We start from the raw sequence: 21,427 nt of genomic DNA, 5'->3' as shown, positions 1-21,427 counted from the left end.
AGGAAGGAATCAGGGTTGCTGCCAGCGCAGCAGCCGCTTTTCGGCAAAGGCCAGCAGTGCGTTGCTCACGAAGCCGATGAGCCCGAGCAGCACGATGCCGGCGAAGAGGTCGCTGGCGCGGAACGCGCGCGCCGCCAGGAGAATCGCCTGGCCCAGGCCGCTTTGCGAGGCGATCATTTCGCCCACCACCGCGACGATCAGCGCGATGGTCAGCGCCAGCCGCATGCCGGCGAGGATGTCGGGCATGGCGTTGGGCAGGCCCATCTTCCAGATGTACGCGGTGCGCGACATCTGCAGGCAGCGCGCCACCTCCGACAGGCGCGGCTCCACCGCCGCGAAGCCGTGCACTGTGGCCAGCAGCACCGGCCACATCGCACCGAAGGCGACCACGAACAGCACCATGCCGGGGTTCAGCCCGAAGATCGCGATGGCCAGCGGCAGCAGCGCGGAAGCGGGCAGCGGACGGATGAACTCCAGCGTCGGCTGCACCCAGGCACGCACGCCCGGCGACACGCCGATGGCCGCGCCCAACACCACGCCGAAGAGCGAGGCCAGCAGCCAGCCTTCGACCATGCGCCCGACCGTGGCCTGCGTGAACGCGAGCAGTTCGCCATTGCCATCGCCGCCGGCCAGGTTGAGGCCTTCGAGCAGGCTCGCGACCGTGGCCTGCGGCGTCGGCAGGAACACGCGGCTGACCCAGCCCGCATTGCTCGTGACCCACCACAGCGCGACCAGCGCCAGCAGCACGCCGAGCGAGCCGAGCCCGTTCAGGGCGTTGTGTTTCGTGCGTTCGTTGCTCATGGCTGTACCCCCATGCGACGCGCGACGAAGGCCTGCAGGCGCACCATGCCTGCGTTGACCGCGAAGCCCACCACGCCGATCCAGCCCAGCCACGCGAGCATCAGCGCGGGGTCGAAGCTCTGCTGCGCAATCATCATCGCGTAGCCCATGCCGTGCGGGTTGGCGGCGATCTCGACCGTCACGGCCACCACCAGCGCCACCGCCACGCCCAGGCGCAAGGCGACGAACAGGCGCGGCACGATGGCCGGCAGCACGATCTTGAAGGCACGCTCGCGCGCCGACAGGCCCAGCACGCGGCTCACCTCGAGCAGCCGGGGCTCGATCTGCTGCACCGCCGATTGCACCAGCACCAGCAGCGGCCAGAAGGTGGCGAAGGCGACGATGGCCACTTCCATGCGCACACCGAAACCGAAGCCCAGCATCGCGAGCGGGATCAGGGCGACCGAAGGCACCGGCCGCAGCACTTCGATGGACACTGAGCCCAGTTGCGCCGCGCGGCGCGAAAGCCCGAGCACCAGCCCCAGCGCAATGCCGAGCACCGCACCCAGCAGCAGGCCGAGCGCTGCCGTGCCGAGCGTGAAGCCCGTCGCCTGCCAGAGCGAGCCGTCCATGGCCGCGCCGACGAAGGCCTTGGCCGCCGCGCTCGGTGGCGCCAGCGAATCGCTGCCCAGCGCGGAGGCGCGGCGTGCGTACCACTCGAAGGCGCCGACCAGCAGCACGGGAAACACCCACGGCCGCAGCCAGCGGAAGAGTCGGCCTTCAGTCATGGCCTTGCTCGATGAAAGCAAAGAGCTCACGCCGCAGGTGCAGGTACTCCGGATGCTCCTTGGTCGAGAGCTGGTCGCGCGGGCGCGGGATCTTCACGTCGATCATCCGCGCGAGGCTCGGACGGCCTGGACCGGGGTTGGCCTGCAGCGCGATCACGCGGTCGCCGAGGTAGATCGCTTCTTCCAAATCGTGCGTGACGAACAGCACCGTGAGGCCGTCGTCGCGCACCAGGCGCGCCAGTTCGTCCTGCAGGCTCTGGCGCGTGAGCGCGTCGAGCGCGCCGAAGGGCTCGTCCATCATCATCAGCTCGGGCTTCTGCGCGAGGCAGCGCGCGATCTGCGCGCGCTGCTGCATGCCGCCCGACAGCTGCACGGGAAACTTGTGCGTGTGCTTCGCGAGCCCGACTTTGCCCAGCACGTCGGCGATGCGCGCCGCGCGTTCGGCCACGGGCACGCCGGCCGCTTCGAGCGCGAGGCTCACGTTGCCTTCCACCGTGCGCCACGGCAGCAGCGCGCGGCCGTAGTCCTGGAACACGAAGGCCACTTCGCGCGAGGGCTCGGTCATCGCGACACCCTTGCGCCGCACCTCGCCGGCGCTGGCGGTGACGAGGCCGCTGGCCGCGCGCAGCAGCGTGGTCTTGCCGCAGCCGCTGGGGCCGACGATGCAGACGAACTCGCCGCGCGCCACGTCGAAGGACGTGGGCGAGAGGATCTCGCGCCCGCCGAGGCGGATGGTGACGCCGTCGAAGCGCAGGAAGGGGCTGGCTTGCATCGTGGAACCTGTGTGCGAGCGCGCCGCGCTGGCCGACAGCGCGGCGCGTGCGGTGATCGGGGAGGGGGCGGAGATCACTTGGCGATCAGCTTCGCGACGTCGATGTTCGTCTTGAGCATCTCCTGCTCCTTCATCAGCCCGGTCCAGTAGCCCAGCTGCTTGTCGGTGACGACGGGGCCGGGCGGGGAGACCTGCACCTTGGCCAGCACTTCAGGTGGCAGCTTGATGTACTTGCCGATGGCGGTGCGCACCTTCGCATCGTTCTTCGCTTGCTGGATGAAGGCGCCTGCCTCGACCAACGCTTCGCGGAACGCGCGCGCCGTGGCAGGGTTCTTCGCGACCCATTCGCGCTTGGCCGCGTGCACGATGGTCTGGTTGTTCTCGGGCAGGAAGGTCGAGTAGTACGAGGCCACGTAGCCCGCGCCGCTGTCGGTGATGCGGCTCATGAACGGGTCGGCCGACACCACCGCATCGACCGAGCCGCCGCGCAGCAGGTCGGCATGCTGCGGGAACGCGGCTTCGACGAAGTTGACCTTGCGGTAGTCGACGCCGCTGTCCTTCAGCCACGCGCGGAAGGTCACATGCAGGAAGGCACCCAGGCCGGGCACGCCGATCTTCTTGCCCACGCAGTCCTGCGCGTTCTTGATGCCCGAGCCCGCGCGCGCCACGAGACCGAAGCCGGTGATCGTCTTCGAGGTGAGGCCGCCGCCGGCCACCAGCACGAGGTCGAGGCCGCCGTCCACCGCCTGCAGGAACACCGAGGGCGTGGGTCCGCCGATCTGCAGCGAGTCGGACTGCAGCGCGGCCGGGATGGTGGAGTTCAGCGGAATGAACTTCAGCTCCACGTCGAGGTTGCGCTTCTTGAAGTAGCCCTCTTCGGCGGCGACGAAGACCGAGGCGAAGTCGGTCACCGCCGTGTAGCCGAACACGATCTTCGGATGGGCCTGCTGCGCGCGCGAAGGCAGGGCCGTGGCGGCCGATGCGGCCGCGAGCGCCGACAGCAGGGTGCGTCTTTTCATCATGGCTTTTGTCTCCTGGGGATGGTTTTTTGGGGGCGTGCCGCCTTGGGGCGCGGCAGTGCGGCGCGCAGGCCGCCAACGATGAAGTTCACCAGCATCGGCGCCACGGCCGGGTCGGCGCGCCGGTTCTCGCCGCGCGAGAGACGCTCGATGCGCGTGTCGTTCAGGTGGTGCAGCAGCGCGCCCAGCGCGAACTGGTAGCCCCACGCGACCTGGCTGCGCGAGGCGTGCGGCAGCGCGACATGCAGCGCGTCGATGTAGGCCTCGGCCAGCGGATCGAAGTAGCCGCGCAGCACGCGGTCGGCTTCCTCGGTGGCGTGGTACAGCTCGCGCGCCACCAGCAGCGCGTAGTACTCGCCCTCGGTGCTCGCGCGCAGCGCCAGCACGGGCGCGGTGAAGGCCTCGATGATGCGCGGCAGCGTGCGCGCGTCGTCGGGGTCGACGGTCACGGCCGCAAGGCGCGCGAGCCGTTCGTCGATGGTGTGGCTCCAGTGTTCGAAGATCGCGTGGAACAGCTCGTGCTTCGGTCCGAAGTAGTAGCCCACGAGCGCGAGCGGCACGCCGGCTTCTTCGGCGATCTGGCGGATCGTCACGGCGTGGTAGCCGTGCTGCGCGAAGAGCTTCTCGGCCGCCAGCAGAATCGCCTGGCGGCGGTCGGGCCGCGCGGTCTCGGGCGCGACGGCCGAGGTACGCGACACGGTGCGTTTGCGGGCTGTCGGTGTGCGAGCGTTCATGGGGGCGTATTGAACGGCTGTACAAAAATGTTGAACACACGTACAAACCCTGAGGTCAACCCTCATTGAGCACGACCGTTCGCAGCGCTACGCTCGTGGCATGTCCGCTCCCAACATCCCCCAGATCCGCCTTTACCAGAACTGGCTGCGCGACACGCGCGGCCTGGCCTTCGACAGCTACGACGCGCTGTGGCGCTGGTCCGTCACCGACCTCGACGCCTTCTGGCAGAGCATCTGGGACTACGCCGGCCTGCACTCGCCCACGCCGCACACCGCGGTGCTCGCCGAACGGCGCATGCCCGGCGCGCGCTGGTTTCCCGGCGCGCAGGTCAACTACACGCGCGAAGTGCTGCGTCACGCCGACGCGGCCCATGCGGCCGGCCTGCCGGCCATCGTGAGCGACAACGAGCGCGGCGAAGTGCGCGAGCTGTCGTGGCCCGAGCTGCGCCGCCAGGTGGCGGCGGTGGCGCTCACGCTGAAGTCGCTCGGCGTGCGCCGCGGCGACCGCGTGGCGGCCTACATGCCGAACGTGCCCGAGACCATGGTGGCCTTTCTTGCGTGCTCCAGCATCGGCGCGGTGTGGAGCGTGTGCGCGCCCGACATGGGCACGGCCGCCGTGGCCGACCGCTTCCGCCAGATCGAACCCACGCTGCTGATCGCGGTCGACGGCGTGCACTACGGCGGCAAGCCGCTGGACCGCTCCGCCGTGCTGCAGGAGCTGCGCGGCCAGCTGCCGAGCGTGCAGAAGCTGCTGCTCGTGCAGACGCCCTTTGCCGCGAACGCCGTGCCGCACGACGTCGAATGGCAGCAGGCCATTGCACGCAATGACGCCGAGGTCGCGGCCTTCGAGCCCGAGTGGCTGCCCTTCGACCATCCGATCTGGATCGTCTACTCGAGCGGCACCACCGGCCTGCCCAAGCCCATCGTGCACGGGCAGGGCGGCATCCTGCTCACCATGCACGCCTGCGGCCTGCACAACGACGTGGGCGCGAGCTACGGCGCCAACAACTTCGGCGAGCGCTACCACTGGTACAGCTCCACGGGCTGGGTGATGTGGAACTCGCAGCTCTCGGGCCTGGCCTTCGGCGCCACCATCTGCATCTACGACGGCAACCCGGCGGGCAGCAAGGAGAAGCCCGACTGGGGCGTGCTGTGGCGCTTCGTCGCCAAGCATCGCGTCACCTTCTTCGGCGCGGGCGCGGCCTACTTCACCAACTGCATGAAGGCCGGCCTCGTCGCCAAGGACTGCGGCGATCTGTCGCGCGTGCGCGCGCTCGGCAGCACCGGCTCGCCGCTGCCCGACGAGGTGCAGCGCTGGGGCTCGCAGCAGATCCTCGATGCCGGCTCGAAGGAGGTCTGGTGGTGCAACATCTCCGGCGGCACCGACTTCTGTGGCGCCTTCGTCGGCGGCAACCGCGAGCTGCCCGAAGTGCCGGGCCAGATGCAATGCCGCGAACTCGGCCACGCGGTCGAGGCCTGGAACGAGCAGGGCCAGCCGGTCGTCGGCGAGGTCGGCGAACTGGTGTGCACGCAGCCCATTCCATCGATGCCTCTGTACTTCTGGGGCGACGAAGGCAATGCGCGCTACGTGTCGAGCTACTTCGACACCTACCCCGGCGTGTGGCGCCACGGCGACTGGATCAAGGTCGGCACCGACGGCGGCTGCATCATCTACGGCCGCAGCGACGCCACCATCAACCGCCAGGGCCTGCGCATGGGCACCAGCGAGATCTACAGCGCCGTCGAAGGCCTGCCCGAAGTGCTCGACTCGATGGTGGTCGACCTCGAATACCTGGGCCGCGACAGCTACATGCCCCTGTTCGTGGTGCTGCGACCCGGCGTGGCGCTCGACGACGCCATGCGCGCGAAGATCGGCAACGCCATCAAGACCTCGCTGTCGCCGCGCTTCGTGCCCAACGACATCTTCCAGGTGGCCGAGATTCCGCGCACGCTCTCGGGCAAGAAGCAGGAGCTGCCGATCAAGAAGCTGCTGCTGGGCCAGCCCATCGAGAAGGTCGTGAACCGCGAGGCGATGGCAAACCCCGGCAGTCTGGATTGGTATGTGGCTTTTGCCGCGCAGCGTGCCTCCGCATAATGGGGCGATGAAAAGACGCACCAGCCTCCTCATGCTCTCCGCCGTTGCCGGCGCCTCTGTCCTGAGCGCCTGCGCTTCCCCGGGCACACCCGCCACGCCGAAGCCCGGCGCCGCGCCGCTGCGCGTGACCGGCACCGTGGCCTACCGCGAGCGCATCGCGCTCGACCCGGCGGCTGAAATCACTGTGCAGTTGCTTGACGTGTCGCGCATGGACGCGCCCTCGGTCACGCTCGCCGAGCAGCGCTTCAAGGCCGATGGCAAGCAGCCGCCTTTCGCGTTCGAACTCAGCGTGGATCCCGCACGCATCGATCCGCGCATGCGCTACGCCGTGGCGGCGCGCATCACGCGCGGCGAGCAGCTGCTGTTCATCAACGACACGCAGTATTCGGTGCTCACGCAGGGCAACGGCACCACGGCCAACCTGGTGCTGGTGCGCGTGGCCACACCGCCCGCGCCACCACGTCCCTCGCGCTGATCGGCGACCCCGCGCGATGTTCGCGCGGGTCGTTCAGATCAGGTCAGCAATTCGTGGAGCACCATGCGCGTCTGCCGGCCGCGCAGCTCCACCAGCTCTTCGATGCGCCGCGTGGCGAGCCGGCCCTTCAGGGCCGCGAAGGTCACCTCCGAAATCAGCATGCGCGTGCCCAGCTGCCGGTTCGCGCCTTCGATGCGGCTCGCCACGTTCACCACGTCGCCGAACGCCGTGTAAGACAGCCGGTCGTTCGAGCCCAGCACGCCCGCCACCACCACGCCCGTGTGGATGCCGATGTGCGTGCGGAATTCGGGCAGACCCTGTTCGGCCCACTGCCGGTTGAGTTCGTGCATCTCCGCGTGCAGTTCCAGCGCGGCGCGGCAGGCCTTGTACTCGGCGTCTTCCACGTCGGCCGGCGCACCCCACAGCACCATGATGCCGTCGCCGATGAACTTGTCGATCACGCCGCCGTGGCGCGCGAACACGCCGGTCGCGAGGTTGAAGTATTCGGTGAGCTGACGCACCAGCACGTCGGCCGGGATCGACTCGGAGATCGAGGTGAAGCCTTCCACGTCGGTGAACATCACCGTCACCTGGCGCGACGAGCCGTTGGGTGCGAGCGCGTGGCCCTGCGCCACCAGCTGGTTGATCACGTCCACCGGCACGAACTTGCTGAAGGCCTTGAGGCTGCGCGCTGAATCGTCGAGTGCCTGGTCGAGGTGCTGGATCTCCAGCACGCGGCTGGGTTCGCGCGGCAGGTCGTCGAGTTCGAGGCGACCGATGCGCCGCGCGATGCGCGAGAGGTTCTCGACCGGCGCCGTCACCAGCTTCGACAGCTTCAGCGACATGTACAGCGCCAGCCCGAGGAACACCAGTGCCAGCAGCAGCGACCATGCCACCGCGCGCCGCAGGCCGCCCAGCAGCACGTCTTCGGGCACCCAGCTGACCAGCTGCCAGCCGGTGGCGGGAATGCGCGAGGCCTGCACCAGGTAGCGCCGCCCCTCGTGGCTGAAGGCGAAGGCCTTGTCGGTGCCGCTGCCGGCGATGCCGTCGGCCACCATCTGTGCATCCAGCGCACCGAGCGCGCCCGTGGGCGCCTCCAGCGTGTGCAGCACGCCCGGCATGTCGCTGCGTGCGAGCACCTTGTGGTCGGCGCTCAGCAGGGCGCTGTTGCCGTTGCCGTTGCGGCTGAACTGGCGCACGAACTCCGACAGCCGGCCCAGCGACACGTCGCCCGCCACCACCATCGCCTGCGGGCTGCCTTCGGCCTGGCGGCGCTGGCTCGGCAAGGCGTAGGTCACGCCCAGTTCCTGAGCGGCGGCGAAGACATACGGGGCGGTCCACACCGGCCCTTGCGTCTTGCGCGCCTGCACGAACCAGCTGCGCTGCGTCGGGTTGTAGCTGCTGCGGTAGGCCTCCACGCGCTGCGTGGCAAAGCGCTGCTGCACGTCGGCCTCGGAGCCCAGCGGCAACTTGTACTGCCAGGTCTCGGTGGTGAAGTCGCTGCTGCGCGCAATGTGCCGGATCGCGGGCACGGGGTAGCGCAGCGCCATCAGCATCTTGCCTTCGACGTTCGCCACGTAGACGCTGTCGAGTTCGGGCGACTGCTGCAGCAGCGTCCACAGGAGCTCGGCCGTGCGGTCGACGGTCTCGCCCGCGGGCGTGAGGCTGGGCGAGTTGCCGATCGCACCGACGGCCGATTCGGCCTTGGCCAGGAAGGCCAGCACCTTGTCCTCGATGCGGTCGTGGTTCGACTTGTGCGCCGAGGTGCCGATCGTCGTCACAAGCCGCTGCGAACCCCAGTAGCCCAGCGTGACCAGCAGCAGCGACTGCGCGAGCGCCACGGCACTGACGATGGACCCGACATCGACCCGGAAGCGGCGCGGGCGTCGGGGCGGCGGGGGGTCAGCGGTGGAGGGAGACGAAGACGGTGGCACCGGCGTGGTGACGTGCGCGAAAGACGGGCGACCCGCCCCATCCGGAGGCTCGGACGATTCCTTGTACATACAGCTCCCTGACGACAACTCGGAACGGACCTCGGGTCCTCCTCACGAGGTCGTGGTCCGGCGTCCGGGGGGAGTTGCGGGGCCGATCGTGTGCGCCGGCCATCCTGGCAATGCCCCGGATGCGCGCGGGATTCTCGCTTGTATTCGGCACATGTGTGCAACTTTGCACACTGAGTGCAATGTCGTCGCGCCCAAGGGCTTGCATGTGAACGAACGTTCGTCCTAGCGCGCGTCGTGAAAGATCAGTCCCAGCGTGTGGCGCCTTCCGCTGCGCACGCGGCTCACGCCGTGGCGCATCGTCACGCGGTAGCTGCCGCGCGTGCCGGCCACGGGCCGCTGGTTCACCGCGAAGATCACCGCCTCGCCCTGCGCGAGCGGCACCACCTCGGCACGCGACTGCATGCGCGGGCGTTGCTCGGTCAGCACGAACTCGCCGCCCGTGAAGTCCTCGCCGGGCCGATTCAGCAGCACCGTGAGCTGCAGCGGAAATTGCAGGTCGCCGTACAGGTCCTGGTGCAGGCAGTTGTAGTCGCCTTCGTCATAGCGCAGCAGCAGCGGCGTCGGGCGCAACTGGCCCGCGGCATGGCACCGATCGAGGTAGGACGCGTGGTCCGGCGGGTAATCGGCCGGCTGGCCCATCGCGGTGGCCCATGCGTTGGCCAGCGGTGCGAGGCGCTCGTACAGCGCGCTGCGAAACGCCACGAGCTTGGACGGCAGCGGGTTCGCGAAGTACTGGTACTCGCCCTGGCCGAAGCCGTGGCGTTGCATGACGACGCGGCTGCGGAAATGTTGCGGCTGTTCGTACATCGCGGCGAGCGCGGCGCATTCCTTCGGCGTGAACAGCACGCCGGTGGCGGCGCAGCCGCGGGTGGCGAGGTCGGCGTCGATGCGGGGCCAGTCGAGGGCGTCGACGCGGGAGGGAACGGGGGAGGTCATGCGTCCAGTGTCGCGTGGCTGCGGGGCGTGGGCTCGCCGTTTTCGGACGCGGGTTTCGGTAGGGCGGACCTCGGCTTGAGCGATCATCCCGAAGACCCAGCCCGAAAGCATTCCATGAGCACCCAGAACCACACCCCTCAAGACACCGCCAGCGACTGGCAACTCCCCTGGACCGGCGGCTGCCGCTGCGGCCAGGTGCGCCTGCGGATCACCGCGCCGCCGCTGCTGGCCATGGCCTGCCACTGCACCGGTTGCCAGCGCATGAGCGCCAGTGCGTTCTCGCTGTCATTGGCGATCCCTACGCCGGGCTTCGAAGTGGTGTCGGGCGAGCCCGTCATCGGCGGGCTGCATGGCGACGAGTCGCACCACTTCTTCTGCCCGCACTGCAAGAGCTGGATGTTCACGCGCACCGAAGGCATGGACGAGTTCGTCAACCTGCGCGCCACCATGCTCGACCGACACGAATGGGTCGTGCCTTTCGCGGAAACCTGGACCGACGAGAAGCTGCCCTGGGCCACGACGCCCGCGAAGCACAGCTTCGGCAAGCTGCCGGAGTTCTCTGCCTTCCCCGCGATGATCCAGGCGTACGCGCAAGAGGGCATGCGGCCGGCTGCGAAGGCCTGAGATCGGAGCTGCCTCGGTCCCCGTTTCGGCTCAAGCGCCGGGGTTGCGGGCCGCCTCCAGCGTCGCGAGCACCTGGGCCACCTGGCGATGGTGGGCGCGCTCAAACATCCAGTGGCCTGCGACCCAGCAGGCGGGCCATGTTGGGCAAACTCAAGAAAATGTCTAGCTTGAGATGCATCTTTGGCTGCTTCAGCCTTCCCGCGCCTGCAACAGCAGCCAGTCGCTGAACAACTTCAACAGCGGCCGCTGATCCGCCCGCTCCGGCGTCACGAGGTAGTAGCTGCGCTCCGCCGACAGCGCGCGCGGGCAGGCCACCACCAGTTCGCCGCGCGCGAGTTCGTCGGCCACCAGCATGGTCGGCATCAGCGCCACGCCGAGGCCGTGCGAGGCGGCGGCGGCGAGGATCGAGAACAGCTCGTAGCGCGGGCCGCCGCGTGCGTTGGGGGCGTCGATCTGTTGCGCGTCGAACCACTGGCGCCAGCCGTCGGGACGCGTGCTCTGCTGCAGCAGGGGCATCTTCGCGATGGCCGCGGGCGAGACGGCGCGACCGTGCGGTAACAGCGACGGGCTGCACACCGGCACCACGTCCTCATGCATCAGCAGCAGCGCGCGCGTGCCGGCCCAGTTCTCGACCTGCGCGGGCGTGCCGGCGTAGAGCGCGGCGTCGAACTCCGCGTCGGCAAAGAGAAAGGGGCGGGTGCGCGTCTCGATGTGCACAACCACGTCCGGCTGCAGCGCCGCGAAGCCGCGCAGGCGCGGCACCAGCCAGCGCGTGGCGAAGGTGGGCACGGCCGCCAGCGACAGCGAACCGCCTTCGCCCTGATGGGCCATGGCGTCGAGCGTGTCGCGCTCCATGGCCTCCAGGCGCCGGGCGATCTGGCGCGCGTAGGCCGCGCCGCTGGCCGTGAGCGCCACGCCGTGCCGCGTGCGGCGAAACAGCGCCACGCCCAGGAAGGCCTCCAGCGCGCCGATCTGGCGCGACACCGCGCTCTGCGTGAGCGCGAGTTCCTGCGCGGCGCGGGTGTAGCTCTCGTGGCGCGCGGCGGCGTCGAAGCACACGAGGGTCTGCAGGGGCGGGATCTTGCGGCGCATGTATGCCTGGATCGTATGAATGGAAACGGGCGTTTATCTCTGGAGACGCATGGGAAACGTCTCGCAAGACATTCTACAAACGCATATCTGGGTGAGGATTCATCGTTTGCCTGAGTGCATGCGCGTGGCTAGGATCGGCCCATTCCCTTCCTGTTTCTCTCATTTCCCTTTTCCGGAGACATCACATGGCCGCCAAAGCGCAATTCCACTGGGACGACCCCCTTCTTCTCGACCAGCAGCTGACCGACGAAGAACGCATGATCCGCGACGCGGCCAATGCCTACTGCCAGGAGCGCCTGGCGCCCCGCGTCATCGAAGGTTTCCGTACCGGCGAGACCGACCCCGCGATCTTTCGCGAAATGGGCGCGCTGGGCCTGCTGGGCCCGACGATCCCCGAGCAGTACGGCGGCCCGGGCCTGAACTACGTGGCCTATGGCCTGATCGCCCGTGAAGTCGAGCGCGTCGATTCGGGCTACCGCTCGATGGCCAGCGTGCAGAGCTCGCTGGTGATGGTGCCGATCTTCGAATTCGGCACTGAAGGCCAGAAGCAGAAGTACCTGCCGAAGCTCGCCACCGGCGAATGGATCGGCTGCTTCGGCCTGACCGAACCCGACCACGGCTCCGACCCCGGCAGCATGGCCACGCGCGCCAAGAAGGTGCCGGGCGGCTACTCGCTCAGCGGCTCGAAGATGTGGATCAGCAACTCGCCCATCGCCGACGTGTTCGTCGTGTGGGCCAAGGAAGTCAGCGAAAGCGGCACCGTCGGCCCGATCCGCGGCTTCGTGCTCGAGAAGGGCATGAAGGGCCTCTCGGCCCCCGCCATCCATGGCAAGGTCGGCCTGCGCGCCAGCATCACCGGCGAGATCGTCATGGACGGCGTGTTCTGCCCTGAAGAGAACGCCTTCCCCGAAGTGCAAGGCCTCAAGGGCCCCTTCACCTGCCTGAACAGCGCCCGCTACGGCATCTCGTGGGGCGCGCTCGGCGCCGCCGAAGACTGCTGGCACCGCGCCCGCCAGTACACGCTCGATCGCAAGCAGTTCGGCCGCCCGCTCGCCGCCAACCAGCTGATTCAGAAGAAGCTGGCCGACATGCAGACCGAGATCACGCTGGGCCTGCAAGGCAGCCTGCGCCTGGGCCGCATGAAGGACGAAGGCATCGCCGCCGTCGAGATCACCTCGATCATGAAGCGCAACAACTGCGGCAAGTCGCTGGACATCGCCCGCATGGCGCGCGACATGATGGGCGGCAACGGCATCAGCGACGAGTTCGGCGTGGCCCGCCACCTGGTGAACCTGGAAGTGGTGAACACCTACGAAGGCACGCACGACATCCACGCCCTGATCCTGGGCCGCGCCATTACCGGCATTGCAGCGTTCGCGAACTAATCAAAAGCGAATGACCAAGCCCGCAGCACTCGACGGCATCAAGGTCCTCGATCTGTCCCGCGTGCTCGCGGGCCCGTGGTGTACGCAGATCCTCGCGGACCTGGGCGCCGATGTCGTCAAGATCGAACGCCCCGGCGTCGGCGACGACACGCGCACCTGGGGCCCGCCCTTCGTGAAGGACGCGGACGGCCGCGACACCGACCAGGCCAGCTACTTCACCTCCTGCAACCGCAACAAGCGCTCGGTCACCATCGACATGGCTACGCCCGAAGGGCAGGCGCTGCTGCAGCAGATGGCGGCGCAGGCCGACATCGTGGTCGAGAACTTCAAGACCGGCGGCCTGCAGCAGTACGGCCTCGACCACGAGAGCCTGCGCGCGGCGAACCCGCGCCTCATCTACTGCAGCGTGACCGGTTTCGGCCACGACGGTCCCTACGCCGAGCGCGCGGGCTACGACCTGATGATCCAGGCCATGACCGGCATGATGAGCATCACCGGCCGCCCCGACGGCGAACCCGGCGGCGGCCCGCTGCGCGTGGGCGTGGCGCTGACCGATCTCTTCACCGGCGTGTACGCCAGCACCGCCATCCTCGCGGCGCTGCAGGTGCGCGACCGCACCGGAGAAGGCCAGCACATCGACATGGCGCTGCTCGACGTGGGCATGGCGATCCTCGCCAACCAGGCGAGCGCGTTCCTCAACACCGGCAAGGCGCCGGGCCGGCAGGGCAATACGCACCCGAGCCTCGCGCCTTATCAAGACTTTCCGACGCAGGACGGCGCGATGCTGCTGGCCATCGGCAACAACGGCCAGTTCGCGCGTTTCTGCGAAGCGGCCGGTCACGCCGAGTGGGCCGCCGACGAGCGCTTCGCGACCAACACGCTGCGCGTGAAGCACCGCGGCGTGCTGATCCCGATGATGGAAGAACTCACGCGCACTCGCACCACCGCCGCGTGGATCGCGTTGCTCGAAGACAAGGCCGTGCCTTGCGGCCCCATCAACGACATCGCGCAGGCTTTCGACGATGCGCAGGTCAAGGCGCGGGGCCTCGCGGTCACGCTGCCGCGCGACGCGGGCGACGGCATCGCCAGCATCACCGGCGTGGCGAGCCCGCTGCGCCTGACGGCCACGCCGCCCGTGCTGCGCCGCGCACCGCCTGCGCTGGGGCAGCACACGCAGGAGGTGCTGGCCGAGATGGGTGTCGATGCCACGCGCTTCGAGGCGTTGCGCGCCGCCGGGGTGGTCTGACACACTGGCGGGCATGACGGCCCGCCCACCTCACGATCCGACCGGCACGGTACCGTTCGCGGTGCTGCACATCGACCACATCGTGCTGCGTGTGCGCGATGCCGCGCGGTCCATGGCCTTCTATTGCGACGTGCTCGGTTGCACGGTGGAAAAGCGCCGCGACGACCTCGGCCTCATCCATCTGCGCGCCGGCAGCAGCCTGATCGATCTCGTCACGCACGATGGCAAGCTCGGCCGCGAAGGCGGCGCGCTCGCCGGGCGCGAGGGCCGCAACGTCGATCACCTGTGCCTGCGCATCGAGCCCTTCGACGAGGCCGCGATCCGTGCGCGCATGGCCCGCCACGGTGTGCCGGTGCAAGGCGAGGTGCAGAACAACTTCGGCGCCGAAGGCAACGGTCCTTCGATCTACCTGAGCGACCCGGACGGCAACGGCGTGGAGCTCAAGGGCCCCGCGACGTAAGCACCTCGGTGCTCAGCGGCTGGGCGCAGAGGCCATCCGCATCGGCTGCGCACCGCGCTGCGCCTGCTGGCTCAGCCAGATGCTCGCGATCACGATGGCGATGCCCGCCGTCTGCCAGCCCGACAGGCTCTGGCCCAGCAGCGCCCAACCCAGGATCACCGCCGTCACCGGGCTCAGGAAGGCCAGCGGCGCGATCGCCGAGGGCTCCAGCCGGGCCACGCCGCGGAACCACACGATGTAGGTGAGCGCGGCGCCGATCAGCCCGAGCCAGGCGAAGCCGACCCAGTTCATCGCCGTGAGCGCGGGCAGCGGCGGCTCCAGCCACAGCGCCACCGGCAAGAGCAGCAGGCCGCCGGCCGTCAGCTGCCACGCCGTGAAGGTCAGCGCCGACACCGGCGGCTGCCAGCGGCGGCTCAGCACCGTGCCGAAGGCCATCGACACCGCCGCCGCGACCGCCGCGGCGATGCCCAGTGCGTCGAGCGCGGCATTCGGCGTGAGCACCAGCAGCGCCACCCCGCCCATGCCGATCACCGCCGCCGCCACCGACAGTGCACGCACCGGCGCGCCCAGCAGCAGGCCGGCAAGGAACACCACGAACAGCGGTTGCACCGAGGTGATGGTGGCCGCCACGCCGCCCGGCAGCCGGTAGGCCGCGAGGAACAGCATCGCCCACAGCACCGAGAAGTTCAGCGCGCCCAGCAGGAAGATGCGCCCCCACCACGCCCTGGGCGGCAGCTGGCGCACGATCAGCATCAGCAGCAGGCCCGCCGGCAGCGCGCGCAGCAGCGCCACTGTCAGCGGGTAGTTCGCCGGCAGCAGCTCGGTGGTCACGATGTAGGTGCTGCCCCAGACGGCGGGCGCCATCGCGGTGAGCAGGACGTCGGTGGTGCGGTTCGGGGCGGAGGAGGTCATGGCTCGAATCTATGCCGTTGACCCCTGGTTGTGAATGCTCGAATAATGAATTGATTCTTTACTGTCAGTCGTCAATCGAACGCAGGACTCACGCACGGACCTGCATAGCCCCATGGACCATCTCACCGCCCTCAAGGTCTTCCGCACCACCGCCGCGGCGGGCAGCTTCGCCGGCGCCGCGCGGCAGCTGGGGCTGTCGGCCGCGGCCGTCAGCAAGAACATCGCCGAGCTGGAGGCGCATCTCACCGTGCGACTGATCAACCGCACCACGCGCAGCATGAGCCTCACCGAGGCGGGCGCGGCGTACGTGGAGCGGCTCGCGCGCATCCTCGACGACCTGGAGGAGGCCGACGCTGCGCTGGCGCCCGTGGGCGCAAGCCCGGGCGGCGTGCTGCGCGTGAGCGCGCCGCTGACCTTTGCGCTGACCTGCATCTCGCCGCACATCCCCGCCTTCATGGACCGCCACCCGAAGCTGCGGCTCGAGCTGAACCTGCAGGACACCCGCACCGACCTGATCGGCGAGGGCTACGACCTCGCGATCCGCGGCAGCGACCGGCTGGAAGACTCGAGCCTCGTCGCGCGCGAACTCATGACCATGACCCATGTGCTGTGCGGCGCGCCCGGCTACTTCGCGGCGCACGGCCGGCCCGCCGCGCCCGAAGACCTGAAGGCCCATGAGTGCGTGCAGTTCACCCTGTCGGGCCACGCGAACAAATGGACCTTCAGCCGCGCCGGCCGCAGCGTGGCGGTGCCCATCGACGGGCGCTACAAGGTCAGCTCCAGCATCGCCGTGCGCGACGCGCTGCTCGCGGGCTTCGGTGTGAGCCTGGTGCCGCGCATCTACGTCGAGCGCGAGCTGGCAGCGGGGCGGCTCGAAGCCGTGCTCGAAGACTGGGAGGCCGACCGCACGCCCGTCTACGCCGTCTACCCCTCGCGTCACCTGGCGGCCAAGACGCGGGCTTTCGTCGACTTCCTGCTGGAGCGCTTCGCCGCGCGTTGAGGGGCTGGCCTATTCGGCGTCCGGCGTCGGCTCAGGCTCGGGCGCTTCCCACCCCAGCAATTCGGCCAGCCGCTGCACGATCCAGCCGGCTTCGGGCACGGAGACGCCCGACTCGGGCACCGCCAGTCCGGCGTGGATGCGCCGCAGGATCTCGCTTTCGACCGGCACCTCGGTGTGGTGCTGGATCTGCGCATGGCCCACGAGGTGGCTGGCGAGGTCTTCGCAGATCTCGTAGCGCGCGCGCACCACGTCGATCGGCTCGCGCAGGCGCTGGCGCGCGTCGCTGTAGACCGCGAAGAACGAGGGCGGGATGTAGATCTGGTTGTCGTCGGACATGGCGGCTTGGTGGATGGCGGGCCCCAATGACAAAACGCGCCCGGGGGCGCGTTCGTCGCGGCTCGCCTGGCGCGAGCCTCGGGGGCTGGATCAGCCGCCCTTGCTGGGGCGCTTGCCCGGGTTCTTCTTGCTGCGCGTGGCGGTGCCGCGCTCGAGGCTGACCTTCTGGCCGCCACCGTTACGCGGCACGGTGTAGCCGGGCATGGGGATCGGCTTCGGGCTGGCAAGACGGTCGGCTTCGGTACGGATTTTCTTGGGCATGGAAAGCTCGGATAAAAAAGATGTTCGACCCCCGATTAGGCCACATCGGCAGATTTCACCTGCCAGAAGGCCGAACGGAGGCCAAACAGAGGGTTCGGGAGGGGTGTCAGATCGACTGCGGCGTCAGCAGTCGCACCTTGACGCTCTTGCCTTTCACGCGGCCGTTGCCGAGCTTGCGCGCGGCTTCTTCGGCAATGCTGCGGTCCACCGCGACATAGGTCGAGAACTCGTTGACGTTGATCTTGCCGACCTGGTCCTTGGTGTAGCCGCAGTCGCCGGTCAGCGCGCCCAGCACGTCGCCGGCGCGGATCTTTTCCTTGCGACCGCCGACGATCTGCAGCGTGGCCATCGGCGGCGTGAGCGGCGCGCCCTGGGCCGGCGTGAGTTCGGCCGCGTTGTGCCATTCGGATTCGCGGCCCTGCAGCTGCTCGATCTTCCCGACGAAGCCCATCTCGTTCATGCTGGCCAGGTTCAGCGCCATGCCTTCCGAGCCGCCCTGCTGGCCGACGCGGCCGGTGCGGCCCACGCGGTGGATGTGAACCTCGGAATCGGGCGTCACGTCGACGTTGATCACGGCTTCGAGCTGCGCAATGTCGAGCCCGCGTGCCGCCACGTCGGTGGCCACCAGCACCGAGCAGCTGCGGTTGGCGAACTGCACCAGCACCTGGTCGCGCTCGCGCTGCTCCAACTCGCCGAACAGCGCCATCGCGCTGAAGCCCTGCGCCTGCAGCACGTCGACGAGGTCGCGGCACTGCTGCTTGGTGTTGCAGAAGGCCAGCGTGCTCACGGGACGGAAATGGTCGAGCAGCAGGCTCACGGTGTGCAGCCGCTCGCTGTCCTTCACCTGGTACCAGCGCTGGCGGATCTTGCTGCCTTCGTGCTGGGCCTGCACCACGATCTGCTCGGGGTTCTTCATGAACTGCTGCGCGAGCTTGGCGATGCCTTCGGGATACGTGGCCGAGAACAGCAGCGTCTGGCGGGCCGAAGGGCATTGGCGCGCGACCTTCACGATGTCGTCGAAGAAGCCCATGTCGAGCATGCGATCGGCTTCGTCGAGCACCAGCGTGTTGAGTGCCGAGAGGTCGAGGTTCTCGCGCTCCAGGTGGTCCATGATCCGCCCCGGCGTGCCCACGACGATGTGCGCGCCGTGCTCCAGGCTGGCGATCTGCCCGCGCAGCGCCACGCCGCCGCACAGCGTGACCACCTTGATGTTTTCTTCGGCGCGCGCCAGGCGGCGGATCTCGGTCGTCACCTGGTCGGCCAGCTCGCGCGTGGGGCACAGCACCATCGCCTGGATGGCGAAGCGGCGCGGGTTCAGGTTGGCCAGCAGCGCCAGCGCGAAGGCGGCGGTCTTGCCGCTGCCGGTCTTGGCCTGGGCGATCAGGTCCTTGCCGAGCAGTGCGGGCGGCAGCGCGGCGGCCTGGATGGCCGTCATCTGCGTGTAGCCGAGCTGGGTGAGGTTGGCCAGCGTCTGCGGCGAGAGCGCCAGCGAAGCGAAACCGTGGGGCTCGGCCGGGGAGGTGGGGGTGTTCATCGTTCGGCGGCCGGAGGCGGGAAGGAATGCAGAGAAAAAGTGAGGGCCCGGAAATGACAAAGGCCTTGCAGGGCCCCCTGCGCGAGGGCGCTCTGCAAGGCCGGCCGGGCGTCGCTCAGCGACGGGGCGTGTTGTTGCCGCCGGTGTTGGTCGGCGGCGGGCCGCGACGTTCCAGGTGACGGAAGGTGATCCGGCCCTTGGTCAGGTCGTAGGGCGACAGCTCGAGCGAGACCTTGTCGCCGGCCAGAATGCGGATGTGGTGCTTGCGCATCTTGCCGCCGCTGTAGGCGATCAGCTGATGGCCGTTGTCCAGCGTGACGCGATAGCGCGAGTCGGGCAGGACTTCGGTCACTGCGCCGTTCATTTCGATCAGTTCTTCCTTGGGCATGTGTGATTACCTCTGAATCGTTCGATGTACGTTGGAGATGAAGATGGGTGTCTTGGTTTCAGTCGGCCGGCGGGTCAGCCGGCGTCCGGGAGTCGGGTTGCGAAGGGAAGGAGCAAGAGGCCTGCCCACCGCGATGCTGTTGCGAATGTGTCCATGAAGCCTGGGCGCCACGCGCCGACGGAATGCGCGAAGTGCCGAAAATTAATTGAAAACGGGCGCGCCGCCGGCGCGATTCGCTTCAACAGGAACGAAGCCAGTGGTGGCATTCATGGGCGCCGGGTGAGGCGCTCAACACACTGAGACGCCAGCTGGAAAGACGCGGGGCCTGAATGAGCAAAGGCATTCAGGGGCGGCGCAGAACAACCGGCACATATGACGAAATTCTTCGTCGTGGCATCGAAACGAACCCGACATTATAGCTTGCAGGGCATGACAGTTGCTTGTCTTAAAAACACACCCCGAAGAAAAAGGCCCCGAAGGGCCTTCTGTCATGGCTTGAATGCTATTGAAAATATAGCAAATGGAGGCGGGCGCTAGCCGATCCCGAGCATCCGCCGGTTCGCCGCCACATCCGCGCCGCCGGCCGCGAAGTCGTCGAAAGCGCGATCGGCCACGCGGATGATGTGGTCGGCGATGAAGCGGGCTCCTTCGCGCGCACCGTCTTCCGGGTGCTTGATGCAGCACTCCCATTCGAGCACCGCCCAGCCCGGGAAGTCGTACTGCGCCATCTTCGAGAAGATGGCCTTGAAGTCGACCTGTCCGTCACCCAGCGAGCGGAAGCGCCCGGCGCGGTTGATCCAGCTCTGGAAGCCGCCGTACACGCCTTGCTTGCCGGTCGGGTTGAACTCGGCGTCCTTCACGTGGAAGAGCTTGATGCGCTCGTGGTAGTGGTCGATGTAGGTGAGGTAGTCGAGCTGCTGCAGCACGAAGTGGCTCGGGTCGTAGAGCAGGCAGGCGCGCGGATGGTTGTTCACGCGCTCCAAAAACATCTCGTAGCTCACGCCGTCGTGCAGGTCTTCACCGGGATGGATTTCGTAGCCCACGTCGACGCCCACGGCATCGAAGGCATCGAGGATCGGCCGCCAGCGGCGCGCCAGTTCGTCGAAGGCTTCCTCGATGAGGCCGGCCGGGCGTGGCGGCCATGAATAGAGGTACGGCCAGGCCAGCGCGCCCGAGAAGGTCGCGTGCGCCGTGAGGCCGAGGTTCGCCGAGGCCTTGGCCGCATGGTGCAGCTGCTGCACCGCCCACTGCTGGCGCGCGACGGGGTTGCCGCGCACCTCGGGCGCCGCGAAGCCATCGAAGCCGGCGTCGTAGGCCGGGTGCACCGCGACCAGCTGGCCTTGCAGGTGGGTCGAGAGCTCGGTGATCTCCAGGCTGTGGTTGGCGAGCGTGCCCTTGATCTCGTCGCAGTAGGTCTTGCTCTCGGCGGCGCGCTTCAGGTCAATGAGGCGCGTGTCCCAGCTCGGGATCTGCACGCCCTTGTAGCCGAGGCTCGCGGCCCATCCGGCGATGGCGTCGAGCGAGTGGAACGGGGCCGTGTCGCCCGCGAACTGGGCCAGGAAAATGCCCGGCCCCTTGATCGTCTTCATGCGTGTCTCCTGATGCGCCGCACAGCATACTTCGGGGGTTCGGCTGACACACGACCGAAGTTCGATGGGCGCACAATGAACTTTGTCCACAGGGAACCCATCGAGATGTCTCAGCCTGTCGCCGCCCGGCTCAAGATCGGCTTGTCCGCCTGCTTCTCGCACGCCGACCCGGCCCGCTCGCTCTTCACGAACAAGACGCTGCAGTACGTCGAACAGTCGATCGCACACTGGCTCATGTCGGCCGGCGCGATGGTGGTGATGGTGCCGTGCCCCACGGGCGAGACGGCGCGCGGCGACACCAAGCTCTCGCACTACGCCGAGTGGCTCGATGGCGTGGTGATGCACGGTGGTGCCGATGTCTGGCCCGGCAGCTACGGCGAAGAGCCCTTGAAAGACGCGTGGATCGGCGACCAGATCCGCGACCTGTACGACCTCGCGCTGGTCGAGGCCTTCGAGCAGGCCGGCAAGCCGATCTTCGGCGTGTGCCGGGGCTTGCAGCTCATCAACGTGGCCTTCGGCGGCACGCTCTACCAGGACATCGAGGAGCAGCACGGCCACCCCGAGACGCTGCGCCACCGCGACCCGGTGACCTACGACCAGAACTTCCACCAGATCGAGATCGTGCAGGGCACGCGGCTGTCGAAGCTGTTCCCCGAGGTGCGCACGGCGCGCGTCAACAGCATCCACCACCAGGGCATCAAGGGGCTTGCACCGGGTTTCGAGATCGAGGCCTGGAGCCTGCCCGACCGCGTGCCCGAGGCCATCCGCCGCCGACCCGAGAAAGGCCGCGGCTACATCGCCGCGACGCAGTGGCACCCCGAGTTCCACAAGTACGGCAGCACCGAGACGGTGGACGACACGCCCATCCTTCACGACTTCCTGTGGGCCTGTGCCACCGCCCGCGTGGCGCCGCGCACGAGCATGCGCGAGATGCCGGGGCGCATCCGCAACCGGGCGTCCCGGTTGTTGCGTCAGGCGCTGCTGCGCCGCTGATCTAC

At 68.5% G+C, this 21,427-nt stretch carries 22 protein-coding genes; 8 read left to right on the top strand and 14 right to left on the bottom strand.

All coding sequences use genetic code 11. From position 1 onward, the window contains the following. Window positions 1-9: 9 nt before the first annotated feature. The 5 genes from D3H34_RS12465 to D3H34_RS12445 are packed head-to-tail and all read right to left on the bottom strand — an operon-like array spanning window position 10 to window position 4,093. Window positions 10-801, bottom strand: a complete 792-nt coding sequence (locus tag D3H34_RS12465) for an ABC transporter permease (RefSeq protein WP_119553770.1) — start codon at window positions 799-801, stop codon at window positions 10-12. Beyond that, window positions 798-1,568 (bottom strand): ABC transporter permease, encoded by a 771-nt coding sequence (locus D3H34_RS12460; RefSeq protein ID WP_119553769.1) that lies wholly within the window; start codon window positions 1,566-1,568, stop codon window positions 798-800. The genes D3H34_RS12465 and D3H34_RS12460 overlap by 4 nt, the downstream gene beginning before the upstream one ends. Beyond that, window positions 1,561-2,418, bottom strand: coding sequence for an ABC transporter ATP-binding protein (locus D3H34_RS12455; protein ID WP_119553768.1), 858 nt, complete (start codon window positions 2,416-2,418; stop codon window positions 1,561-1,563). Before D3H34_RS12455 ends, D3H34_RS12460 begins: the two co-directional genes overlap by 8 nt. Next, a complete protein-coding gene (locus D3H34_RS12450) occupies window positions 2,415-3,362 on the bottom strand; it encodes an ABC transporter substrate-binding protein (protein ID WP_119553767.1) in 948 nt (315 codons plus the stop codon). The genes D3H34_RS12455 and D3H34_RS12450 overlap by 4 nt, the downstream gene beginning before the upstream one ends. After that, window positions 3,359-4,093 carry a TetR/AcrR family transcriptional regulator gene (locus D3H34_RS12445; RefSeq protein ID WP_119553766.1) on the bottom strand — a complete coding sequence of 245 codons (735 nt, stop codon included), beginning with the start codon at window positions 4,091-4,093 and terminating at the stop codon, window positions 3,359-3,361. Before D3H34_RS12445 ends, D3H34_RS12450 begins: the two co-directional genes overlap by 4 nt. A gap of 100 nt (window positions 4,094-4,193) precedes the next feature. On the opposite strand from D3H34_RS12445, the gene D3H34_RS12440 reads away from it, so the two are divergent. Beyond that, window positions 4,194-6,188 (top strand): acetoacetate--CoA ligase, encoded by a 1,995-nt coding sequence (locus D3H34_RS12440; protein ID WP_119553765.1) that lies wholly within the window; start codon window positions 4,194-4,196, stop codon window positions 6,186-6,188. Between the two features lie 31 nt (window positions 6,189-6,219). Then, entirely contained in the window at window positions 6,220-6,663 is a 444-nt protein-coding gene (locus tag D3H34_RS12435; protein WP_119553764.1) for a YbaY family lipoprotein, read from the top strand. Window positions 6,664-6,701: 38 nt separating this feature from the next. Here D3H34_RS12435 and D3H34_RS12430 read toward each other — a convergent pair whose 3' ends face one another. Both D3H34_RS12430 and D3H34_RS12425 read right to left on the bottom strand, forming a co-directional pair. Beyond that, window positions 6,702-8,666: an adenylate/guanylate cyclase domain-containing protein gene (locus tag D3H34_RS12430; protein ID WP_119553763.1), complete on the bottom strand. Its 1,965-nt coding sequence runs from the start codon at window positions 8,664-8,666 to the stop codon at window positions 6,702-6,704. A gap of 222 nt (window positions 8,667-8,888) precedes the next feature. Further along, a complete protein-coding gene (locus D3H34_RS12425) occupies window positions 8,889-9,602 on the bottom strand; it encodes a 2OG-Fe(II) oxygenase (RefSeq protein WP_119553762.1) in 714 nt (237 codons plus the stop codon). 114 nt (window positions 9,603-9,716) lie between these two features. Between D3H34_RS12425 and D3H34_RS12420 the strand changes: the two genes are divergently transcribed. Further along, entirely contained in the window at window positions 9,717-10,226 is a 510-nt protein-coding gene (locus D3H34_RS12420) for a GFA family protein (protein WP_119553761.1), read from the top strand. 189 nt (window positions 10,227-10,415) lie between these two features. On the opposite strand, the gene D3H34_RS12415 is transcribed toward D3H34_RS12420, so the two are convergent. Then, window positions 10,416-11,318, bottom strand: a complete 903-nt coding sequence (locus tag D3H34_RS12415; RefSeq protein WP_119553760.1) for a LysR substrate-binding domain-containing protein — start codon at window positions 11,316-11,318, stop codon at window positions 10,416-10,418. Between the two features lie 185 nt (window positions 11,319-11,503). Here D3H34_RS12415 and D3H34_RS12410 point away from each other — a divergent pair, with 185 nt between their 5' ends. The 3 genes from D3H34_RS12410 to D3H34_RS12400 are packed head-to-tail and all read left to right on the top strand — an operon-like array spanning window position 11,504 to window position 14,409. Next, window positions 11,504-12,703: an acyl-CoA dehydrogenase gene (locus D3H34_RS12410; protein WP_116911830.1), complete on the top strand. Its 1,200-nt coding sequence runs from the start codon at window positions 11,504-11,506 to the stop codon at window positions 12,701-12,703. Window positions 12,704-12,713: 10 nt separating this feature from the next. Continuing rightward, on the top strand, window positions 12,714-13,949 hold the full coding sequence (locus D3H34_RS12405) for a CaiB/BaiF CoA transferase family protein (protein ID WP_119553759.1): 1,236 nt from the start codon (window positions 12,714-12,716) through the stop codon (window positions 13,947-13,949). 13 nt (window positions 13,950-13,962) lie between these two features. After that, window positions 13,963-14,409 (top strand): VOC family protein, encoded by a 447-nt coding sequence (locus D3H34_RS12400; RefSeq protein WP_119553758.1) that lies wholly within the window; start codon window positions 13,963-13,965, stop codon window positions 14,407-14,409. A gap of 12 nt (window positions 14,410-14,421) precedes the next feature. On the opposite strand, the gene D3H34_RS12395 is transcribed toward D3H34_RS12400, so the two are convergent. Next, a complete protein-coding gene (locus D3H34_RS12395; protein WP_119553757.1) occupies window positions 14,422-15,321 on the bottom strand; it encodes an EamA family transporter in 900 nt (299 codons plus the stop codon). A 112-nt stretch (window positions 15,322-15,433) separates the two neighbouring features. On the opposite strand from D3H34_RS12395, the gene D3H34_RS12390 reads away from it, so the two are divergent. Next, a complete protein-coding gene (locus tag D3H34_RS12390) occupies window positions 15,434-16,321 on the top strand; it encodes a LysR family transcriptional regulator (protein WP_119553756.1) in 888 nt (295 codons plus the stop codon). Between the two features lie 9 nt (window positions 16,322-16,330). Here D3H34_RS12390 and D3H34_RS12385 read toward each other — a convergent pair whose 3' ends face one another. From D3H34_RS12385 to D3H34_RS12370, 5 genes are all read right to left on the bottom strand, one after another. Then, window positions 16,331-16,657 carry a hypothetical protein gene (locus D3H34_RS12385; RefSeq protein ID WP_119553810.1) on the bottom strand — a complete coding sequence of 109 codons (327 nt, stop codon included), beginning with the start codon at window positions 16,655-16,657 and terminating at the stop codon, window positions 16,331-16,333. A gap of 90 nt (window positions 16,658-16,747) precedes the next feature. Then, the gene (locus D3H34_RS34255) at window positions 16,748-16,918 is read right to left on the bottom strand and encodes a hypothetical protein (protein WP_167481183.1); all 171 of its coding nucleotides are present in this window, start codon (window positions 16,916-16,918) and stop codon (window positions 16,748-16,750) included. 106 nt (window positions 16,919-17,024) lie between these two features. Continuing rightward, a complete protein-coding gene (gene dbpA / locus D3H34_RS12380) occupies window positions 17,025-18,452 on the bottom strand; it encodes an ATP-dependent RNA helicase DbpA (protein ID WP_119553755.1) in 1,428 nt (475 codons plus the stop codon). Between the two features lie 115 nt (window positions 18,453-18,567). After that, complete coding sequence (infA, locus tag D3H34_RS12375; protein WP_119553754.1) at window positions 18,568-18,840, bottom strand: translation initiation factor IF-1; 273 nt, start codon at window positions 18,838-18,840, stop codon at window positions 18,568-18,570. Window positions 18,841-19,373: 533 nt separating this feature from the next. Next, window positions 19,374-20,429: a sugar phosphate isomerase/epimerase family protein gene (locus D3H34_RS12370; protein ID WP_119553753.1), complete on the bottom strand. Its 1,056-nt coding sequence runs from the start codon at window positions 20,427-20,429 to the stop codon at window positions 19,374-19,376. A 105-nt stretch (window positions 20,430-20,534) separates the two neighbouring features. Between D3H34_RS12370 and D3H34_RS12365 the strand changes: the two genes are divergently transcribed. Beyond that, the gene (locus D3H34_RS12365) at window positions 20,535-21,422 is read left to right on the top strand and encodes a gamma-glutamyl-gamma-aminobutyrate hydrolase family protein (RefSeq protein WP_119553752.1); all 888 of its coding nucleotides are present in this window, start codon (window positions 20,535-20,537) and stop codon (window positions 21,420-21,422) included. The last annotated feature ends 5 nt before the right edge of the window (window positions 21,423-21,427 follow it).

The sequence above is a fragment of the Acidovorax cavernicola genome, assembly GCF_003581445.1.
The sequence above is the reverse complement of the archived record's forward strand: the minus strand, read 5'-3'. Positions and strand labels throughout refer to the sequence as shown.